Annotated in this window: 16 protein-coding genes; 7 read left to right on the top strand and 9 right to left on the bottom strand. The window is 43.9% G+C overall.

Annotation, left to right across the window (positions count from 1 at the left end; genetic code table 11):
- Window position 1: 1 nt before the first annotated feature.
- The 3 genes from CH373_RS09920 to CH373_RS09910 all read left to right on the top strand — a co-directional run bounded on the left by CH373_RS09920 (window position 2) and on the right by CH373_RS09910 (window position 3,493).
- On the top strand, window positions 2–361 hold the full coding sequence (locus CH373_RS09920; RefSeq protein WP_243393344.1) for a hypothetical protein: 360 nt from the start codon (window positions 2–4) through the stop codon (window positions 359–361).
- Window positions 358–1,689, top strand: coding sequence for a CCA tRNA nucleotidyltransferase (locus CH373_RS09915; protein WP_100713433.1), 1,332 nt, complete (start codon window positions 358–360; stop codon window positions 1,687–1,689). Before CH373_RS09920 ends, CH373_RS09915 begins: the two co-directional genes overlap by 4 nt.
- Window positions 1,690–1,912: 223 nt before the next feature.
- On the top strand, window positions 1,913–3,493 hold the full coding sequence (locus CH373_RS09910; protein WP_100713519.1) for an outer membrane beta-barrel protein: 1,581 nt from the start codon (window positions 1,913–1,915) through the stop codon (window positions 3,491–3,493).
- Window positions 3,494–3,612: 119 nt separating this feature from the next.
- Here CH373_RS09910 and CH373_RS09905 read toward each other — a convergent pair whose 3' ends face one another.
- From CH373_RS09905 to CH373_RS09865, 9 genes are all read right to left on the bottom strand, one after another.
- A complete protein-coding gene (locus CH373_RS09905) occupies window positions 3,613–4,086 on the bottom strand; it encodes a hypothetical protein (protein WP_100713432.1) in 474 nt (157 codons plus the stop codon).
- 33 nt (window positions 4,087–4,119) lie between these two features.
- Window positions 4,120–7,437 carry an efflux RND transporter permease subunit gene (locus CH373_RS09900; RefSeq protein ID WP_100713431.1) on the bottom strand — a complete coding sequence of 1,106 codons (3,318 nt, stop codon included), beginning with the start codon at window positions 7,435–7,437 and terminating at the stop codon, window positions 4,120–4,122.
- A complete protein-coding gene (locus tag CH373_RS09895; RefSeq protein WP_100713518.1) occupies window positions 7,437–8,117 on the bottom strand; it encodes a hypothetical protein in 681 nt (226 codons plus the stop codon). The genes CH373_RS09900 and CH373_RS09895 overlap by 1 nt, the downstream gene beginning before the upstream one ends.
- A 50-nt stretch (window positions 8,118–8,167) precedes the next feature.
- A complete protein-coding gene (locus CH373_RS09890; protein ID WP_100713430.1) occupies window positions 8,168–9,166 on the bottom strand; it encodes an efflux RND transporter periplasmic adaptor subunit in 999 nt (332 codons plus the stop codon).
- A complete protein-coding gene (locus CH373_RS09885; protein WP_243393355.1) occupies window positions 9,163–10,470 on the bottom strand; it encodes a TolC family protein in 1,308 nt (435 codons plus the stop codon). The genes CH373_RS09890 and CH373_RS09885 overlap by 4 nt, the downstream gene beginning before the upstream one ends.
- A 255-nt stretch (window positions 10,471–10,725) precedes the next feature.
- Window positions 10,726–11,085, bottom strand: a complete 360-nt coding sequence (locus tag CH373_RS09880; protein ID WP_100713429.1) for a hypothetical protein — start codon at window positions 11,083–11,085, stop codon at window positions 10,726–10,728.
- A gap of 295 nt (window positions 11,086–11,380) precedes the next feature.
- Complete coding sequence (gene secA, locus CH373_RS09875; protein ID WP_100713428.1) at window positions 11,381–14,107, bottom strand: preprotein translocase subunit SecA; 2,727 nt, start codon at window positions 14,105–14,107, stop codon at window positions 11,381–11,383.
- 90 nt (window positions 14,108–14,197) lie between these two features.
- A complete protein-coding gene (locus CH373_RS09870; protein WP_100713427.1) occupies window positions 14,198–14,893 on the bottom strand; it encodes a type 1 glutamine amidotransferase in 696 nt (231 codons plus the stop codon).
- Window positions 14,890–15,519 (bottom strand): TlpA family protein disulfide reductase, encoded by a 630-nt coding sequence (locus CH373_RS09865; RefSeq protein WP_100713426.1) that lies wholly within the window; start codon window positions 15,517–15,519, stop codon window positions 14,890–14,892. Before CH373_RS09865 ends, CH373_RS09870 begins: the two co-directional genes overlap by 4 nt.
- 129 nt (window positions 15,520–15,648) lie before the next feature.
- Here CH373_RS09865 and CH373_RS09860 point away from each other — a divergent pair, with 129 nt between their 5' ends.
- The 4 genes from CH373_RS09860 (at window position 15,649) to CH373_RS09845 (ending at window position 19,530) form a co-directional block, all read left to right on the top strand.
- The gene (locus tag CH373_RS09860) at window positions 15,649–16,143 is read left to right on the top strand and encodes a DNA primase (RefSeq protein WP_100713516.1); all 495 of its coding nucleotides are present in this window, start codon (window positions 15,649–15,651) and stop codon (window positions 16,141–16,143) included.
- Between the two features lie 150 nt (window positions 16,144–16,293).
- Window positions 16,294–17,559 carry a 6-hydroxymethylpterin diphosphokinase MptE-like protein gene (locus tag CH373_RS09855; RefSeq protein ID WP_100713425.1) on the top strand — a complete coding sequence of 422 codons (1,266 nt, stop codon included), beginning with the start codon at window positions 16,294–16,296 and terminating at the stop codon, window positions 17,557–17,559.
- A 65-nt stretch (window positions 17,560–17,624) separates the two neighbouring features.
- Entirely contained in the window at window positions 17,625–18,119 is a 495-nt protein-coding gene (locus CH373_RS09850; RefSeq protein ID WP_100713424.1) for a response regulator, read from the top strand.
- Window positions 18,049–19,530 (top strand): HEAT repeat domain-containing protein, encoded by a 1,482-nt coding sequence (locus CH373_RS09845; RefSeq protein WP_100713423.1) that lies wholly within the window; start codon window positions 18,049–18,051, stop codon window positions 19,528–19,530. Before CH373_RS09850 ends, CH373_RS09845 begins: the two co-directional genes overlap by 71 nt.
- The last annotated feature ends 10 nt before the right edge of the window (window positions 19,531–19,540 follow it).

Raw genomic sequence — 19,540 nt, 5'->3', positions numbered from 1 at the left:
CATGAAACCAAACGCGGGCAAAGCACTTGCACTACTACTCATCGTACATTTGTCCTTAGCGCTCGGATGCAAAAAGAGCCTAAGGGATCAGATGGAGGATTATAGAAAAGAAGGAAGGTATCTGGAGTTATCTGTTTTATGCACGGAACATTCGGAAGAGGAATTCAAGCAAATCTGTGACGAAGCATGGGAGCAAAGCAAAAACACCTTAGACACGATACTTTCTCAAAAGGCATCTCTTCCATTTCTTCGAATCACCGTAGACCCTGATACTAAAAAGAAAGTAGAAGAACTACTTTCTAAAAATCCTCATATGAAGGAAAGATACCTCAAACTCTGGAAGCAATTCGTCCAAGAATGAAGTCCGCCCTTCCTAACCCGCAAGAATTAATCTCCAGAATCCCGGAACCTTTTCAATCGGATCTTTATACGCTAACCCAAACGATCCAGAATGCAGGAGGTTCCGCCTACATTGTAGGGGGTTCCGTCAGAGATCTGGTTCTCGGAAAAATTCCAAAAGAGTTCGACCTCGCAGTTTCGCTGATTCCGGAACATGTGCAGAAAATTTTTAAAAGAGTGGTTCCGACAGGAATCAAGCACGGAACTGTGACAGTACTTTTAGAAGATAGAACTTATGAATTGACTACGTTTCGAAAAGACGAGGATTACAAGGACGGCAGAAGACCAGAGTCAGTTTCGTTCGGAGTTACTCTAAGTGAAGACTTAAGAAGAAGGGATTTTACGATGAACGCTCTCGCACTCGATCTCTTGGGCGAGACTTTGGTGGACGAGCATGGAGGTTTGGAAGATATCCGAGCCAAAATCATCCGAACTATCGGAAATCCGGTGCATCGATTTCAGGAAGATGGATTGCGTCCTGTCCGTGCAATTCGGTTTGTTTCTTCGTTAGGATTCCACATCCATCCGGATACCGCAAATGCGATCCAGACTTGCAGACCTGTAACCGCTAAGGTTTCCACCGAAAGGATTCATGACGAATTCTTAAAAATGCTTACCTGCTTGGAACCCTCAGCGTCCTTAACTTATTTAAAAAATTATAAAATTCTGGAATTGTTTCACAGCACTCCGATGTACCCTGATCCTGATCATGTTTGGGACCTAAGAATCTCATTTTTGAGCCTTCTTCCTACAGAACCAGATCGGATCCGGTTGGCGTACTTTCTGAGAATGGCCTTTGGTAGCTTTAGCGCTTACGCTGAATGGAAGAAATTTTTTAAAGAATTACGTTTTTCGAATAAAAGAACCAAGGAAGCTCAATTTTTGTGTTCCAAATTCGGTGAGATTCTGGAACATTCCGAAACACTCCAAAAAGAGAACGGAACTGAGCTCAGGCATACGATCCGAAAAATCCTGCTTTCTCCGGTTTGTCAGTTTATCGGGAAAGAACAGACTTGGGAATTCTGCGAAGAGCTTGGAAAGCTTTGGGAAGTCTGGGTTGGCTCCCCACCTGCCTGGTTAGAAGTTGCCAGAGCAGAATGGAGAGCGACGCCTCCACTGTTGTTGACCGACCTTCAAATCAACGGGAATGACATACTTTCGGAATTCCCGCAAACACCTCCTCAAAGGCTGGGTCCCCTGCTTCAGGCTTGTTTGCAGTTCGTATTGGAATTTCCCGAGCAAAACGAAAGGGAAAGCCTGATTCACAAAATCAGAGACTCTCAAATCTGATTCCTTTATTACGAATAAAAACTCGCTAAAAAAACGACCATGGTGTGCTTAATTTTTACACACTCTGCACCCATTCCGGAATAATCCGGAGCTGAGATTAGTTTCTGTACAAATGGATCTTTGCAATTTCTGGGGCTTGCATCGATTTTTGTCTCTTTCTCCCTTTTTTACGCCCTGGCACACATGTTGCATGAAGTGCTGGCATAGGAGATTTAGGAGAATGATGAGAATAAAAACAACAATCGCTCTCGCCGCTTCTCTCACCCTGCTAGGTTCCTCTTCAGTTTTTGCCCAAGCACCGAAGAAGCCTCAGGAAGCAGCAGCGACAGCAACTCCCGCCCCTGCACCAGAACCGGAAGAAAAACCGTGGTATGAACAAGTAGAGTTTTCGGGATTCGTAGATGTGTACTATATGTACAATTTCAATCCATTACAAGGAAACGACATCGATTCCACACGAGCTTTCGAAACGAATAACAAGAACTTTGCGGTAAACGCAGCGTCCTTGGCAATTCAGAAGGTAGCGGAAAAGGAAAGCCCTTGGGGATTCCGTGTAGATTTCCAAAACGGTATGAACAACGCATACCAGGAAGCACCCTACGCTCAGTTTAACCAGATATACAACTATAACTTGTTAAAACAAGCTTACGTAACCTTCTTCTTTCCAGTCTTGAAGGGAATGACCCTGGATATAGGTAAAATGGCCACCCACATCGGATACGAGGTTCTCGAATCCATGAACAACCCGAGCTACTCGATAGGGGCCATCTTCCAAAACACAATCCCCTTCATTCACACCGGTGCCCGCTTAACCACTCAGTTTACTGATAAATGGTCTGGAACCTTTTATCTGTACAACAGTGGAGGTGGTACCGGTTACTTGAACCCATTGGCTTCCGTTGCCAATCCAGCTTTCAACAATACTGGTAAAAACTATTTCTTTGAGTCTTCGAACGAACACAAATCGATCGGAACTCAAGTAAAAGGACAGTTGATCGAAGACAAGCTTGCAGTCGTTTGGAACACACTGTATTCCAGCGACGGATTTGCCACCGGATATACCGGCAGGGTCGATCCTATGAAGCAACTCGTAGCTAGTTCCATCGATCCGACTATTACAGTAGGTGCGGAAAGAGGAAAATACAACAAGGACTACTGGTTCATGAACCATGCAATCCTGTCCTTCACTCCGACTGACAAAATCCAAATCGACTTGGATTACACCTGGAGTGAAAAAGCCGGAGGAATGTCTAATAACAACCTGCTCCAACAGCAGTACAACCCAACCAATACGATCTCCGTAGAAACCGTATTGGGCGGAACTGTTAGCACTGAGCATACGAAAAGTACCTACAAAGCGTACGGGATCTTCAGCAAGTTCAAAATCAACGATACTTGGGGAGTTAACGTTCGTGTGGAAGCAATCGACGACAAAAGCAACAACGGTGCACTTACTACATTCAACCCTTTCAGAGGACCGAATGCATACGTAAGCAGCTACAAAAGCGGAGTGGATGATGCAATTGCTCAGGCAATTATCGCTTCCAACCCAGCTCTTGGTGGTCTGACTGTAGCACAAGTCAAGGGTGCCATGGACAAAAACTATAAGGACTACGGTGGAGCTTCCAACTACGGTCAGTATAAAACCTTTACCATCACTCCTGTTTGGAATTTCACAGAGCATCTACTCGTGAAATTGGATATCAGAAGAGACTGGGCGGCCGGTTATCAATTTGTCAATTTAAGCGGCGAAAAGAGCAAAGACCAGATGGGATTTACTCTCGGAGTTGTAGCTAAGTTCTAATACTTAAGCTACTTGCTTTTCAAAAAAAGGCACCCTTAAACCGGGTGCCTTTTTTATTTCCACCCATTCCATTCCTATTTGGAAATCCTGGCGGCTTATCCTCTTGACTGAATACTATATTATCGCCTGCGATCCGGTGGAGTGTGGACGATCCTAACTACCATCCCTCTTTGGAAACGAATTTTCAATTCCTTGTCCGGTCTAGAACCTTCGGCATATTTGGAGACCGGTCTTCTATAGATCCACTCTTCCATACCATTGCTCATCGTAACTGTTTTCTGCTCATCGGGTTCTCCGAGTTGCTCTTTTACAAAAACCTTATTTTGGTATAAAAGCGCATGTATCAGTTCTTCTCGAATTCTGACTTTTGCGCTCTCCTCCGGGCTCAATTCAGGTTCGGGGCCCAAAAGTGAAAGATCTGCATCCGGAATTGTTTTGAGAACTAGCTCTTTGCATTTGTTCTCGTCCGAAAAAGTATTCATGCACTCATCGTAGAGTTCTTTCGGAGTTTTTCCTCCCGGTCTTCCCTGATTAGACAAGCAGGACAAAACCAGTGACACGATCAGTGGAGGAATAAAGGGGTTGATTCTCATAGTTTTCCTGCCTTTCCTTTTAAGATCTTTTTACTATTTCTTTCGTTCCTTTTTGCCATTCACCGGAGTCTTTCTTTTACCGTTTTTTCTCGGCGGTTCAACTGGTAAGGCTTCGTCTAGATCACCAATATCTGAGAGTGAAGTTTCCAAATAGCGAGAATAATTTTCCGGTAATTCTTTGGACCAAATCACACCACCCACAGTCCGTTCTCCGACTACCAGTAGATACAAACTAGGAAGAATTGTAAGTACCAAGATCATTGCGGAGAAAAGTCCTCCCACGATTACAGTTGCCAAAGGCCTCTGAACGTCCGAGCCCACTCCTGAAGCTAGGGTTGCCGGAATCAAACCAAGCAATGCAAGCAACATAGTCATTAGCATAGGACGTAGCTGTATAATCGCCGCCTTGCTCACTGCGTTTTTGACAGAAATATTCGGATCTTCTGCCAATATCGTATTTGTTCTAGAGACGAATAGAACCCCGGCCATCGTCGCTATCCCGAACAATGAGATGAAACCTACGCCACTCGAAACGTTGAAATAATAACCTCGGAAAAGTAGTGCATAGATCCCGCCTACGAGCGACAGAGGAATACAGGCTAATGCCACGCTAACATATTTAAAGTTTCTATAAAGTAGATACAGAATTCCGAAAATGATCGCGATGGTAAGAGGAATCACAATAGCCAAGCGAGTTCCCACCCTAGCTAAATTCTCGTACTGACCTCCATACTCGATTTTATATCCTTCCGGAAGTTTGACTTTTTCGCTCACCTTTTTACGTAACTCGGCAACGAAACCGCCTTGGTCCCTGCCCCGAATATTCGTCCGAACAGTAACTGCCCTTCTACCTTGCTGTCGGAAGATCATTGTAGGCCCATCTTCCAGAGTAATCTCGGCCAACTGAGAAAGTGGAATTCTCTCCCCTTTCGGTGAGATGACCGGCATATTCTCCAGAGCCTTCACCGAGGAACGGTATTCTTTTGCAAATCGTACTACGATTCCGAATCGGGCTGGAGTTTTCGGCGGAATGTCGGATGGACCTTCATAAAGAGTGCTAATCCTCTTCATCCCGATCGCAGCTTCTACCATTCCTTGGATGTCACTTACATTGATCCCAAATCGAGCGGCGGCTTCGCGGTTAATACGTACTGTCAGCTGGGGGCTATCCGCTTCCTGCTCTATCCCGAATTCGCTCGCGCCCTTCATTTCGCTTACGAGATCCAAAACCTCATTCGCAATGGATCTCATAATCTTAAGATCGTTCCCAGAAACAAACACCGCCAAATCCGCGATTGTTCCCATGATCGCTTCAGAAAGGTTGTCCATAATCGGTTGAGAAAAACTGATCCTTGCTCCGGGAATTCCAGCCTCGAGATCATTTTTCATTCTAAGCAATAATTGCTGTTTGGTGATCCGTTCCTTCCAATCGTCGTAGTCTTTTAAGCCAACGAGCACTTCAAGTCGGTTGGAAGGCAGAGGGTCAGTTCCGTCGTCATTTCGACCGAACTGAGAAAGTACCACGCTCACCTGCTCATTCTTCGAAATAAGTTCCCGAATCTTCGGGATGAATTTCCGGGATTCCTGGAGAGAAATCCCTACCGGAAAAAAAATTCTTAAATTAAATCCACCTTCATCCATCTCGGGGAGGAATTCAGTTCCCAGCCTCAATCCTCCGGCCACAAGTAGTACACCTACGATTGAGAAGCTGAAGATGATTACTTTTTTAGAACGCTCTACGATGTACTGGATCAGACCAGAATATTTTTTTTCCAGCCAGTGGTAGAACGGATTATGCCATTCGATCGGTCCCGGATTTGCCGATTCAAAATAATTTCTATAGATATAGGACATCATTACTGGAATTACGGTAAGCGCAAATACCAGTGCACCAAAAATCGCGAAAGAAATCGTGAACGCCATCGGCTTGAACAACCTACCCTCAATTCTCTCGAAAGAAAATATAGGGATGTAGGCCATAATGATGATCAGGATCGAGAACAGAATTTCAGTGCCTACTTCGGACGAGGCCTCTGCAGTAAATCTAAGAATACCTCGGTGTTTATCTGAACTAGAGGCATCTCGGTACCTTCTCATGATGTTTTCCACCATGATCACCGCACCGTCCACGATGATACCGAAGTCGATCGCACCTAATGAAAGCAAGCTGGCAGGAATTCCAGTGAGATTCATCAAACTGAATGCAAACAACATTGCAAATGGAATGGTTGCTACGACGACCATAGAAGCCTTTACGCTTCCGATGAAAAATATAAGAACGAGACTAACGACCATCACTCCTTCAATAAGAGTTTTCCCTATGGTCCTTAGGGTGTAATTAACAAGGTCAGTTCTATCGTACGTATTTCTAATTTTGAATCCGGAGGGAAGGTAGTTTTCGTTGATCTCTTTTACTTTTGCCCGAATTCTATCTCCCATTTCATTTGGATCGCCCCAACGTCTCATTGCGACCAAGCCTTGCACGGAAGAATCGACGTCAATCAATCCTTCCTGGTCGTTCTGAAACGTGTATCCTAACACACCGCTAGGAACAGGGTGAGAAATTTCGACACTGCCGAGATCGCGCACATAAACGGGCACACCATTCATGGTCTTCACCACGATATTTTCTATATCTTCCTGAGTACGAATCGCACCCAAGGATCGAATTGGAAATCCTTGCTCACCTTGGCGAAGAATATTTCCACCTGTATTCAGGTTATTTGATTGAATGGATTGGATTACATCATCAATCGTCAATTTATAGCGTATTAGTTTATCCGGAGAAGTTACGACATGAAATTGTTTCGGTAGTCCGCCAAAGGTCACAACATCCGCGATGCCTGGGATCTGCAACATCCTTGGAACCACAATCCAATCCTGAACTGTTCTGATTTCCATCGGAGTATGATTCTCGGAAGATTCCAAAACATACCTATAAATCTCACCGACCGGCGAGCTCATTGGAGCTAACTGCGGTTCCACATCAGGCGGAATATCCGCTTCTTTCACTTTTTCTAGAAGCCTGGTTCTGGCGAAATAATCGTCGGTTCCGTCTTCGAATACAAATTGAAAGACCACAAGCCCGTTAATTGTTCTAGATCTTCTGACCAAAACTCTTGGGATCGCGTTCAGAACCCTTTCAATCGGTAGAGTAACTCTTTCTTCCACTTCCACAGCGGCCTTTCCTGGAAATTTGGCCACCACTCTAACCTGAGTGTCTGCGATATCTGAATATGCTTCTTTTCGAATATCGATCCAAGCCCATATCCCAAATAATACCGCAACTACAGCCGAAGCAAGCGTAGCGACTCGAAACTGAAGAACTCCAAATATGAGGCTTTTGATCATTAGTGAGACCTCGTGTCGAATAGATACCCAAGTTGGATTAACAATTGAGGATTTCGGTAATCACCTGGTCCTGATCCAGCGCCAACTTGTAAAAAGAAATTTCCCAAAAGAATATCGTAAGTAAGTCCTATATATGCTTGGTGAAGATGTACCTTCTGTCTGTCTCGGCTCGCATACTCCAAATAGGTTGCTAGATTCGCATTATTGCTAGCCACATAGGAACGAATGATTTGGTCCTCGAAGGTAGGATCCCTATGATTGTAACCGGGAACATTGATTGCGGTAGGATATTCGTTCTGTCCACCTCGGCCTACGTCCGGTGCAAAAGGATCTACTTGAAACGCCCCTCCGACAATAGAAATGCTATGAGCAATGACGGGAGTTTTCCAGAAACTGTATCCTAAATCTACCTGGCCGCCCCACCAATGAGTTCTCCAGTAGCCTCCGGAGACCCTGAGAACAACATCTTTATAATAATATCCTAAATTAAGATTCACACTACCAGGAGAACCAATGCTCGCACCATAGACCCAAAAGTTGGTGACCTTATCTGTTTTCAGAGTTTGGTAATCACCTTTTCCGATTTGCGATTTTCGATCCGAATCCGGATTCCACTCCGGTGCAGGATCCTCTTTTTTATTTCCATCTCCGGAGTATTGCGCGAAGACTGGCGAAGAGATTGCAAAAGTAAGAAATAAAATCAGAAGATTAAAGTTTAAGAATGTATTTTTCAAAATCCGAAACTAAGCCCCTTCAGTAATATCGCTCCTTGCACTACCACCTTTTCTCCTCGGGTTAAGCCCTCCACCACACTGACTTTTTCATCTCCAGAAGTTCCTAACACTACTTCTCTTCTAAAGAACTCCCCAGGGGTCTCCTCTACAAATACATAATTTTTGCCCTCCACGGTAACAACCGAGTTGAAGGGAATTACGACCGTATCGGCTCTAGTGTCCTCCGGAAACTTGACCGTTGCGAACATTCCAGGCTTCAATTTGTAATGAGAATTTTTAATCGCGATCCTGACCTTTACCGTTCGGGTAGTAGGATCCACGTTATCTCCGAGAGCTTCTGCAGTACCCGACCACTCTTCGTTCGGATAAGAAGCGAATTTCACTTTTACCCTCTTTCCTTTGCGCATGCTCTGTAACTGAGATTCTGGAACATCGCTAATAATCCAGGCGATATTCGCCTCTGCTTGAGAAATCAGATATGGATTCATCCCCACAGCTCTCAGCTTACCTTCGTACTCTGCCAAATCCGCTGCGTTGTTATCTGCCTCCGTTTCGGCCTCGATCACATCCTTTTGGGTAGCAACTCTGTGACTAAACATGTCTCGGATCCTATCCAAATTCTTTCTGGATCGATTGAGTTGGTTTCTGGAGTGAACATAACCGACGTACAAATCGTTTAATTCTGCAGATTCAAATAGTATGATCCTTTCTCCGTTGTTTACAGACGGCGCAGTCGATGCGATCAACCTCGCGGGAGCTTCTACTGTGACGAATTCAGCCGAATTTCCTATCTGAACCGCCTTGATAATGTCTAGACCGGGAGCACCTTCCTTAAATTCGATCCTCTCTCCGCCGTCTTTCACGATCGGCTTGCTAGGAGGGACAGCCAAGGTCTTCTTCCCATTTCCGAATGCAGTAACTGCGAGAAGCGTAAAGAAAACAGCTCCCGAAATGATCAATAGTATCAGAGTTCTTTTTTTGACAGGGATCTTCATTTTAATCCTCCAGTTCCATTCTCAGATTTATTCGAATCTTTTTGATTTTGTAGAAATACTCCGGTACCCACAGAGTAATTTACGCCTTCGATCGCTTCCATTCGATCCGTTTGCAACCTCAGCATCTCTACCGTGCTCGATCTGTATGTTTCAAAGAAATCAGCAAATTCTAATATTGAAATATAACGTTTTTCGTAACTTTCGATCATATCCTGTGCAAGATCCGCATAATCCTTGATATAAGTGTTTCTGAATTTTTTGTACAAGGAGTCTTTCGCCTTCGCAGCGGCTAAAGATACGTTTACTTCGTTTTCCACTTCCAGGATCGTATTCTTGAGTTCTTGCTTCTTCACCAGAATGGCCTTTTCCGCCGCCTTGATGTTTCCCTGGTTTCTATCAAAGATAGGAATATTCAACTGGGCGGTAACACCCCAATAGTTTTGGAATGCAGTTCCTCCTCTGTTGTATGCGGGACCGAAGGCAAGATCCGGAATCGCGTTCGCGTGTTGTAATTCTAGATTCGCTTCTTCAAATCTTAGGGCCTGGACAGCTTTCTTTAGGTCAGGTCTATATTCCCTGGCTTTCTGAATCATGTCTTCCAGCTTCAGTTTCATAGGGTCCAAATTCTCTACGAAACCCTCGTCCAAGACTGGTAAGAAACTAATCGTTTGGGGCAGAAAAGCTGGTTCGTTTAGAAGTACTCGTAAATCCGCCTCTTTTTCCAGAACTCGAATTTTAAGATCTTCTCTTTCCTTTTTAAGAAAAAATAATAAAGCCTTTAGACGAAGAACCTCTGATTGTAAAACTGCCCTGCGCTTATAGGCTTGCTCCGCGGAGTTCACAGTTTTTTCTAAAGCATCCACACTTCCATTATAGAATAAAATTGCCTGTTTATAGTAATGGATGAAGTAAAACGTCTTTCTTAGCTTCATAAGAAGCTCTCGAGCAAGATCATAGAACTCTTGTTCACCGATCTTCGCATTTAGCTCTGCTACTCGAATTCGTTTTCCGATCTTACCGCCTAACAGAAATAACTGCTGGAGCTGAACCATACTCTGCCCTGATCTGGAAAAGTCAAAGTATCTCTGCGTCGGCTCCGCGAAAATATTCTGGTCCACGAAGATATTCGGATTCGCGTACAATCCTGCTTGTTCGATACCGGCCTTTCTCGCATCGATATCATATTTGGCTGCGAGCAACAGGAGGTTATTTTTCCACAGGTGCTCCTCTGCCTTTGTCAGCGAAATGGAAATTTCCGTTTTTGCGTCGGCTTCCGCCGGTTGACTATAAGTTGAAGAATCGATAGAAGTGCTAGGAACTTCCGAATACGGAGACTTAGTAGGTTGCGTCATACCGCTCGAGGTTTCGGTTTCTCCGTATACAAACTGAAAGCATGCAGTCGTAAGCAGGAGAGCTAACACATTTTTCTTCATTTGGTTACCAGTTTACTTATTTATATTTTCACGGTACATTTCGAGCCGCGAAATTCACTCTAGACGATTCTTACAATTTTCGATTTGCGAAAAACGGAACCGTCAAAAATCGATCCGCTTTATAGCTTATGCTTGGATAGAAGGGGGAGGAAGATCCACTAACAGGAAAGATACGACACTGTTACGATAGGAACTTTTTCTTACAAAGGAAAGAGAAGATGAATAAGAACGAGGAGACCAAGGATATCCAGAATCCAAAGTAGCTTGAATTTCAAATGGGCGGTTGTCTCTTTCCCTCATAAAGGAAAGTATGAACTTTTCAGAGCCCCTAAGATTTGATTCAATCGCAGCGTGGGCCACTTTTTTGCTAGAGGCGTCAGTATACGCCTTTGCCCAGTCTGCATGATCGAAGACGTCCAACGTAGAAGAAGTAGCAATAACTGCCACTTGCAACCAAATCAAAAGTAAGTAGAGAGAACGTCTCATCTAATTAGCCAGCAAAATAAGCCTAGCACGAACAGTCAACCTATCTTGGTCGGAGAGCCCGGCAAATTCCTCTTTCTAAGAATTTCTAAACCGGAAACTTAAAAAGGCTTATTATTTTGTACTATCTCGAGAATAAACGAAAAGTAGCATGCATGCTAAAATTTTTTTCCAAAAATGGACTATTTTAGCGTTCCCTAAAGTAAAAAGTTTCACTTTATCCTAATAAAAAAGGACAAGCTCCGTACATTTCTTCAAGAAAATACGTCCCGTTAAAGACTCTGAAGATCTATTTCTTTTAGCGCTTTCTTCTGCGGCTGGTTTTTCTTTCAGATCCACCGCCGCCACTGGCGACAGGCAGTGCCTTGGTAGCTTCGCTTGACTGACTCCCAGAACTTTTTCCCTGCAATTCCTGGAATCCGCCCGTCAATTCCTGGCCGATCTTCTTATATTCTTTCTTTTCTTCCGGAACCTGGGTTTTCTCGGTTACTTCTACTCGGAGCAGAAAGCTTACGATCTCATTCTTCATGTTATCGATGGCTTGGTCAAAGATTCTGAACCCTTGTAACTTGTACTCAACGAGTGGATTTTTTTCTCCGTAGCCTACAGTCCAGATCCCTTCTCTAAGATGGTCCATGGAATAAAGGTGTTCCTTCCATCTGTGGTCTAGAATGTCTAAGAAAATATTCCTTTCTAGAACTTTCCAAACCTCGGAGCCGATCCGATCCACTTTTTCCAGATAGAATTTCTGGATGATCTCATTCAATCTGTCGAATAGATAGAGCTGTGCATTCTTGCTCTTTTTTACTTCCTCGAAATCGATTTCCCAAGGCAGCCCCATTCCGGTGAACCATTCTTTTAGACTTTCGACTTCCCAACCATTCGGATTTCCGCCTTCGCAGGTAGCGAGGATTTGAGCTTCCAAAATTTCTTCGATGAATCCTTTGACAAGACCGGTCACGTCCTTGTTTTCCAGGACCTCGTTTCTCATTTTGTAGATCACGATCCTTTGTCGATTCATCACATCATCATATTCTAATAGATGTTTTCTGATATCGAAGTTGTGTCCTTCTACCCTTTTCTGAGCCCTAGCGATCGCATTCGAAACCATGGTGTGTTCGATCTCTTGGCCTTCCGGCATTTTGAGCCTTTCCATGATTCCTGCGATCCTATCTGATCCGAAGATACGCATTAGGTCGTCCTGGAGAGAAAGATAAAAACGGCTGGAGCCAGGATCCCCTTGCCTACCCGAGCGACCTCTGAGCTGATTGTCTATCCTTCTAGCTTCGTGTCTCTCGGTTCCTAAGATATGCAAACCACCGGCGCCCAAAACTTCCTCGTGATTTTTTTGCCAGATTTTTGCAGAAGTTAGGATTTCCTTGGCTCTGCTCTTTTTACTTTGAGAGTCTAGATTATCGGCGATGGATTCTGCTCGATCAAAGTCTAGTCGGAGAGCTGCTTCTTTGAATTCCTGAACATGGCGATCAGACTCTACCCATGATTCCAGATTTTCTCTGTACAACTGTGCCCCGCCTAACACGATATCGGTGCCTCGACCAGCCATGTTCGTGGCAATGGTCACAGCTCCCGGCTTCCCGGCGTTTGCGATGATCTCGGCCTCTTTTTCATGGAATTTCGCATTCAATACATTATGGGAAATTCCAGCCTGGGCTAGGATTTTGGAGAGTACTTCTGACTTTTCGATCGAGATTGTTCCGACCAAGGCAGGCTGTTTTCTAGATTGCAGCTCCTCTATTTCTTTTAGAATCGCAGTGAATTTTTCCTTTTCGGTGCGATAGACTCTGTCCGCGTTATCGATCCTTTGCACCGGAAGATTCGGCGGGATCACGATTACATCTAGATGGTAAATTTTATGGAATTCTTCAGCCTCTGTATCCGCAGTACCGGTCATTCCGGAAAGCTTTTCGTAGAGCCTGAAATAGTTCTGAAAGGTAATGCTCGCTAGCGTCTGAGATTCCCTTGCGATTTGTACCGCTTCCTTGGCTTCGAGCGCCTGGTGAAGACCGTCGGAGTATCTTCTCCCCGGCATTAACCTTCCTGTGAACTCATCTACAATGATGACTTCTCCGTTCTGCACTACGTAGTCTACATCTCTCTGAAAAATCTTATGAGCTTTCAGGGCCTGGTGTACGTGGTGCACCAAATCCACGTTTTGCGGAGCATATAAATTATCTATGCTTAGAATTTCCTCAACGTGAGCGACTCCCCTTTCGGTCAAAAGAACGTTTCTAGCTTTTTCGTCCTTTTCAAAGTCCTCTCCCTCAATGAGCTTCGGAATGATTTTATCGATTCGTACATACTTATCCGTAGATTCGTCTGACGGTCCGGAGATGATGAGAGGAGTCCTAGCTTCGTCGATCAGGATGGAATCGACCTCATCCACAATTGCAAAGAAATGACCTCTTTGGACTTTATGATCCAAATGAGTCACCATATTATCTCTCAAATAATCGAATCCGTACTCGTTGTTGGTTCCATAAGTGATATCCGCAGAGTATGCTTTCTTTCTATCCTCGTGCTCCATATCATGCTGGATGATTCCGACGCTTAAGTTTAGAAAATCGTAAATCGGTTTCATCCAATTGGCGTCCCTTCTCGCCAAATAGTCGTTCACCGTAACTAAGTGTACACCCTTTCCGGCGAGAGAATTCAAATACACAGCCAAGGTAGAAGTAAGAGTCTTCCCTTCTCCTGTCTTCATCTCGGAAATATTTCCCCAGTGAAGAGCTATCCCGCCCATCATTTGTACATCGAAATGCCTCATCCCGAGTCTACGAACCGAAACCTCTCTAACTGTTGCGAATGCTTCCGGAAGGATCTGGTCTAGGGTTTCTCCGTTCTGGAGCCTATCCTTGAATTTTTGGGTTTGAGCGGAGAGTTCGGAATCGCTCAGGTTCTGGATTTTTTCTTCCCAAGAATTGATTTCCTTCACGATCGGAATAAGACGCTTGAGATCCCTCTCGTATTTGCTACCAAATAGAATGCGTAGAACTTTCTGGATCATGGATAATACCGCTTCCCTAACAACTTATCGATTCAAATGATTTCATTTTACAAAGCTTCTCTCTGCAATTTCAAATCCGCAGGTTCGAAATTACAAATTCAGAATTCCTTCAAACAAACTCCGGCCCACTTTCTCCATGTGAGACCTTAGATCGCCCGTCTCAGGTCCTGGATTCCAACCGGCTTTTCGAATGAAATCTGCGTGGACCTTTTTCCAAACTTCGAGCATTGACTCAGTAACTTCAATATGACATTGGATCCCAAACACTCTGTTCTTCCAAGCGAACATTTGGTTTGGATAAAATCCACCTTCTAATAATAGCTCAGCCTCTGGCGGAGCATCAAACACATCCTCGTGCAAATGAAACACGGGGAATGATTTAGTACCGTTTAGATCGGAAAAGATAGGATGCTTTGGATTTACAATGTGAACGTCCGAAAAACCAACCTCAGGCCCTTTTTTTCCGGCGTATACATTCCCACCTAAGGCTTTGGCTAAGATTTGAGATCCTAAGCAAATTCCTATAATCTTCCTTCCTTCCATCCGAATACTGTTTCTTGCAAGTTCTAACCAAGGCTCAAAGAACTCTTCCTGTGCGGGATCATGTACGGTTTGTGGTCCGCCCAAGAGTACAATCAAATCGAAAACTTGATGAGCCTCCGGGATCAGGTGCAGGTGGGGATCATAGGCATTATGGTAGGTGATCCTGTACCCTCTAGATTGCAAAGAATCTAAAAGTGTCCCGGGTCCTTCGCAATCTTTAAAACGAACGATTAGACATCTCATTCGAAACCGACCATCTTCTTAAAGAAAAGCACCTTCAAGTCCTTTGGAATTCTGGATTGGTCGGACTCTTCGCTAATCGGACCAATGAAATTGTAATAGAGCACCAAAGGTTTGGTTTTTAAAAGTAAGGTCTCCGGGGTTCCCGTTACTAGCCCGCTTTCCTGAGAAATTCGGAACGGTTTTTTCATGATCAGAACCGGAAGCTTGATCTTGTATTTTTGGATCTCAGTTTTCATTTGGGTCGTCGCTTCTTGGATCAACTCTTCTTCGCTTAGAGTTTCCGGATTGTCTACGAAGACTGTCGGATCTACCACCATGTACAATTTGATTCTAGGATTCTTTTCAAATTCGTAATGGAGATAGTTCAGAACTGGGACCTCTCGGATACAAGGAGTGCAGTTCGGGCCATATACATTCAGCGCAATTCTGTCTGAATCCAATTCTGAAATTTTTACGGGTTTTCCATCCAAGGTTTGTCCCGCATAATCCGAGACTCCCAAATTGGATTGCTCGGACGGAGCACAGGAGATGATGAAACTTAAGTGTATAAAGAAATACAGGCTCAATCCGATAGAAATCTTACTGGATTTGCTGATTTTTCGCGCAAGGTGTGCCTGGGGATCCATTGGCGTTTACCAAACTCAAGGATTCCCACTATATTTCAAGGAATAAACAAAGACATAACTCCTTGACACCTTATGAAAATAGAAGAATATGGTAAAATCCCAGGCCTCTCTCTCAGGAACCTAACTAATATGACCCAACACCAAAATGGCGAATTCGATATCGTAACTTTGATTGAGCTCGCTCAAAAAAACAAGTACGAAAGAGCTGTGGCCGGTTTCCAAATTCTGGATAGAATCGACCGTCTGGAACTTCCCAAAAAAATAAAAAACAGGAAGTTAGCAGTGCAAGCAATGTTCGCACTTGCGAATGACGAAGTACAGTACAAATACGTCACAAAAGAAGAACGTCAGACCATCGAGCAAGAAGCTCGCATGTCCAGCGCCACCTACTCTCAGTTCAATGGTCTATTTGATGCGTCTCAAGCACCTATCGCAGAAGAGGATACAGAAGAAGACTTCATCCCGGAAGAAGCAGCTCGTCCTTTAATGGATATGGAAGAGGGTGAAGAGACCGAATCCGAAGAAGAAGACGAAGACGAAGAAGAAGATGAGGATGACGACGACGATCTGGAAGAAGATGAGGATGAAGAAGAAGACGAAGAGGCCGAAGAAGAGGAAGATTGATCTATTTTTGAAGTCGTTTCCTTTCCTAACGGAGATCTGAATCTAAAAGAAAAAGATTCCTCCTTCCACTTACACTCCCTCCAAGATCCTTACAAGGAGGGAGAAAGAATCTCACAAAGTTTTCCAACCAACCTAAAAGACGACGAACTTTTGATCGTTGTAGGGATCGGTTGCGGGTACCACCTATTTGCATTCCAGAAACAATCTGATCTTAAGCAAAATTTAATCTGCTTAGAACCGTTTTCGGAATTCGAAACTCTCACTGGAGAATTCGTAAAAACACGATGCGACTCCAAAGACTGGAAGTTTTATTACGGCTGGAAAGAATTTCTGACAAAGCCGAAAACGGAATGGCTCTCTCCTCATATTCGATCGATCCGAGTTACGGTTCATCCAACCTACTCCAGAAAGTTTCCGGAACTCGCAAGCGAGATTCTATCCTATTTTCGTAATTTAGATTTTTCTGAAAAACCTCTGACGGTGAAAGAAAGATTCTCTAGGATATGGGTCAGAAACTATTTCAGACATCTTAGGATATTTTTCGAGAATCCAAAGAACTTCCGATTGATCGGAGCGAAAAAGACTCGAATGGACGGTGTAGCTTGTTTTGTAGGAGCTAGCCCTAGTCTCGAAAAAGAAATACATTGGTTAAAAAAGTATTCAAAGAACATATTCATCCTTTCTTCGGATACAAGTCTTTCTTTTTTGGTCTCGCAGGGAATTTCGCCAGATGCTGTTTTAACCATAGACTCCGGACTCGGTACCTCCTACCATTTTAGGGAAAGTGCTTCCAAAGAAGTTCCAATCATTACTTGGTTCGGCGGTTCGGCGTATGTATTCGATCTTCCGAATCCAAAATGGATCTATTTGTCCACTCATCCTTTAGACCAAATCGCTGGTGCCACTTTCTTTAAGGGGACCGAATCTTTAACCAATCCTTCTAAAAACATGGCTGGCATGGCCTTTTCAGTATTACATTCTTTAGGCTTTGAAAAAGTATTTACCTTGGGTTTGGACTTTGAAAGAGAAAACGGAAAGACTCATTGTAGGGGAACAGGCTATGAAATCTTCGATCTATTTTATCTAAGCAGGGTGACTAGTTTGTTTTCGAGAAGGTACACGCAGACGGCACATTGGGAAAAAAGAAAACCGATTCTGGAAATACTCCGCTCCCAGCCCCAATTTCCGGTTCAGTCAGGTCTGCCCGAATTAGATCCGAAATTAATGAAAGTAAAATTGTACGATTCTTTGTCCGACTTTCCTTCTAAACTACCAAGTGACCCCAAGGAATGGCTAAAGATATCGGATACGATACCGGATTTTCCTCCAGAAATTAAGCGAACTATGCAAAAGGAATCTAGGATTTTAATCCAATCGGGCGATCTGCCGATTTTGGGTTCGAATTCTTCTTATTGACATTCCTGCGAGCAATCGACAAACTCTGTAGTTCCGGAATACAACCCGCCATCAGGTTCAGGATTATGAATAAAGGTTATATAATTTGTGTCGATGATGAAGTATCGGTACTGGAAACCCTTCAAGAGCAACTCCATAACGAATTCGGAAAGACTCATGAAATAGAAACTGCCCGAAGCGCGGAAGAGGCTCTGGCTTTGATAGACGAAATCCAAACTTCTGGATTTGTCATCGAAGTGATCATTACCGACCAGGTAATGCCTGGAATGAAGGGAGCAGAGTTCTTAGAGAAGGTGCACAAAAAGTCTCCAGACTCTATCAAGATTCTGCTCACAGGCCAAGCGGGGTTGGACTCTGCGATTCACGCGATTAATTTCGGTGGCCTGAGTCGCTATGTGGAGAAACCCTGGAATATAGAGGAATTATCAAGGGACATACAATCCCTGATCGAAAAGTTTCGTCAGAACTTGGAGAACCAACATATCATCAATGAACTCAATCGCAAAATTAAGGAACTCGAACAAGAAAATAGAAAGCTGCAACAAGAAGCAGAGAATTAGAAGTGTACTTCTAATCCTCTGCTTGTTTTGGATTTCCTACGAAACACAGAGCGCACCCAAAGATTTACCGAAACCCAAATTCACCGTAGAACAGATCAAAAAAAAGAAAGAAGTACTACTTCAAATCTTAAAATACGGAACTACCAAAGAAAGAGCGATTGCACTTAGGGAATTAGAGGATTTTCCGAAAGAAGAATCCGGAGAATTGTACGACCAGGTCGGATCCATCTTAACGAAAGATCCAGAATGGGCGATGAAGATTTATGCGATTCGCGCATGCAATCATTTAGGCCTAAAAAAGTTCGAGAAAGAGATTATCTCTTTACTGAAATACGATCAGCAAGATGTGCAAAGGGAAGCAATTTTCGCGATCAAGAAATTGAAGCTCCATTCTGCGGTTTCTGCTCTCACAGAATTGCTGAAAACACAGGACTTCACTAAAAACTCCAATTTCACCACCGCTCTTTTGGAAGCACTGAGCGACTTTCCAGAGGCAAAGGAATCCTCCGAATTTTTGGCGGATCGATTCCCGGAAAAGTTTAATGATTCGGAACTTCGTGCTCAGATGGCTCTTTATTTCGGAAAAGTAAAGTACAGGCCGATGGAATCAGTTTTGATCAATACTTTCAAAGATGAAAAGGAACCAATCGGGTTGCGCGCGTTTTCAGTGAACGCGCTAGGAAAGATGAAGTCAAAGGACGCAATTCCACCGATGCGCGAATTGTTGGATAAGGTTCGGAATTTAAAATCTAAGAATGATATCCAGGATTACCAACCCTTAAAGATTCATATCATTACTGCTCTTGTCTCGCTAGGAGATAAGGATATCGTGGAAGAACTGTATTCATTTGCTCGGGACGATGATGCGGTAGTAAGATTGCGCGCGATCAAACATCTAGCCGATACGGAAGATCCTGCAGTCATAGAAATCTTGGAATACAAGGCGCAAAGAGATCCCAGCGAAAAAGTAAAGAGAGCTGCGCAAACTGCCTTGGATCAACTTCGGAAGAAATTAGCCCCGGAAAAAGATTCCGGAACTGAAGAAAAGTCTGATTCTTCTCCGACTGAGACGCAGTCAAAATCGGAACCCAAGAAGCCGGACCAGCCAGTCTTAGAACCAAAAACCGATGGAAAGACAGAATCAAAGTCCTCGCCTTTTGAAACTGATTCGAAATCTAGCAAAGATTCCAAAATAACACCGGAGTCCAAGCCTTCTGAATCCAAGGCGAATCCAGATTCTAAAACTCAAACATCTACTCAAAAAACAGATTCTGGTACATCCACTCCTGAATCTGCAAAAAAGAAAGAACCAGAAAAGAAGCCTTCCAAATCTACGCAGGAACCCAAAAAACAAGGCAAAAATCCAGTACCGTTTGCAGACGAAGAATCGGAGGAGCTGGAGGGTCCCTGACCTGAGCGCC

Source organism: Leptospira perolatii (assembly GCF_002811875.1).
Classification (GTDB): Bacteria; Spirochaetota; Leptospiria; order Leptospirales; family Leptospiraceae; genus Leptospira_B; species Leptospira_B perolatii.
The sequence above is the reverse complement of the archived record's forward strand: the minus strand, read 5'-3'. Positions and strand labels throughout refer to the sequence as shown.

Excerpts from the sequence above, each read along its gene's own strand:
- CH373_RS09910 (WP_100713519.1), top strand. The coding sequence starts at position 1,913 with ATGAGAATAAAAACAACAATCGCTCTCGCCGCTTCTCTCACCCTGCTA.
- CH373_RS09905 (WP_100713432.1), bottom strand. The coding sequence starts at position 4,086 with ATGAGAATCAACCCCTTTATTCCTCCACTGATCGTGTCACTGGTTTTG.
- secA (WP_100713428.1), bottom strand. The coding sequence starts at position 14,107 with ATGATCCAGAAAGTTCTACGCATTCTATTTGGTAGCAAATACGAGAGG.
- CH373_RS09900 (WP_100713431.1), bottom strand. The coding sequence starts at position 7,437 with ATGATCAAAAGCCTCATATTTGGAGTTCTTCAGTTTCGAGTCGCTACG.
- CH373_RS09920 (WP_243393344.1), top strand. The coding sequence starts at position 2 with ATGAAACCAAACGCGGGCAAAGCACTTGCACTACTACTCATCGTACAT.
- CH373_RS09890 (WP_100713430.1), bottom strand. The coding sequence starts at position 9,166 with ATGAAGATCCCTGTCAAAAAAAGAACTCTGATACTATTGATCATTTCG.
- CH373_RS09865 (WP_100713426.1), bottom strand. The coding sequence starts at position 15,519 with ATGGATCCCCAGGCACACCTTGCGCGAAAAATCAGCAAATCCAGTAAG.
- CH373_RS09845 (WP_100713423.1), top strand. The coding sequence starts at position 18,049 with ATGAACTCAATCGCAAAATTAAGGAACTCGAACAAGAAAATAGAAAGC.
- CH373_RS09850 (WP_100713424.1), top strand. The coding sequence starts at position 17,625 with ATGAATAAAGGTTATATAATTTGTGTCGATGATGAAGTATCGGTACTG.
- CH373_RS09870 (WP_100713427.1), bottom strand. The coding sequence starts at position 14,893 with ATGAGATGTCTAATCGTTCGTTTTAAAGATTGCGAAGGACCCGGGACA.
- CH373_RS09915 (WP_100713433.1), top strand. The coding sequence starts at position 358 with ATGAAGTCCGCCCTTCCTAACCCGCAAGAATTAATCTCCAGAATCCCG.
- CH373_RS09880 (WP_100713429.1), bottom strand. The coding sequence starts at position 11,085 with ATGAGACGTTCTCTCTACTTACTTTTGATTTGGTTGCAAGTGGCAGTT.
- CH373_RS09860 (WP_100713516.1), top strand. The coding sequence starts at position 15,649 with ATGACCCAACACCAAAATGGCGAATTCGATATCGTAACTTTGATTGAG.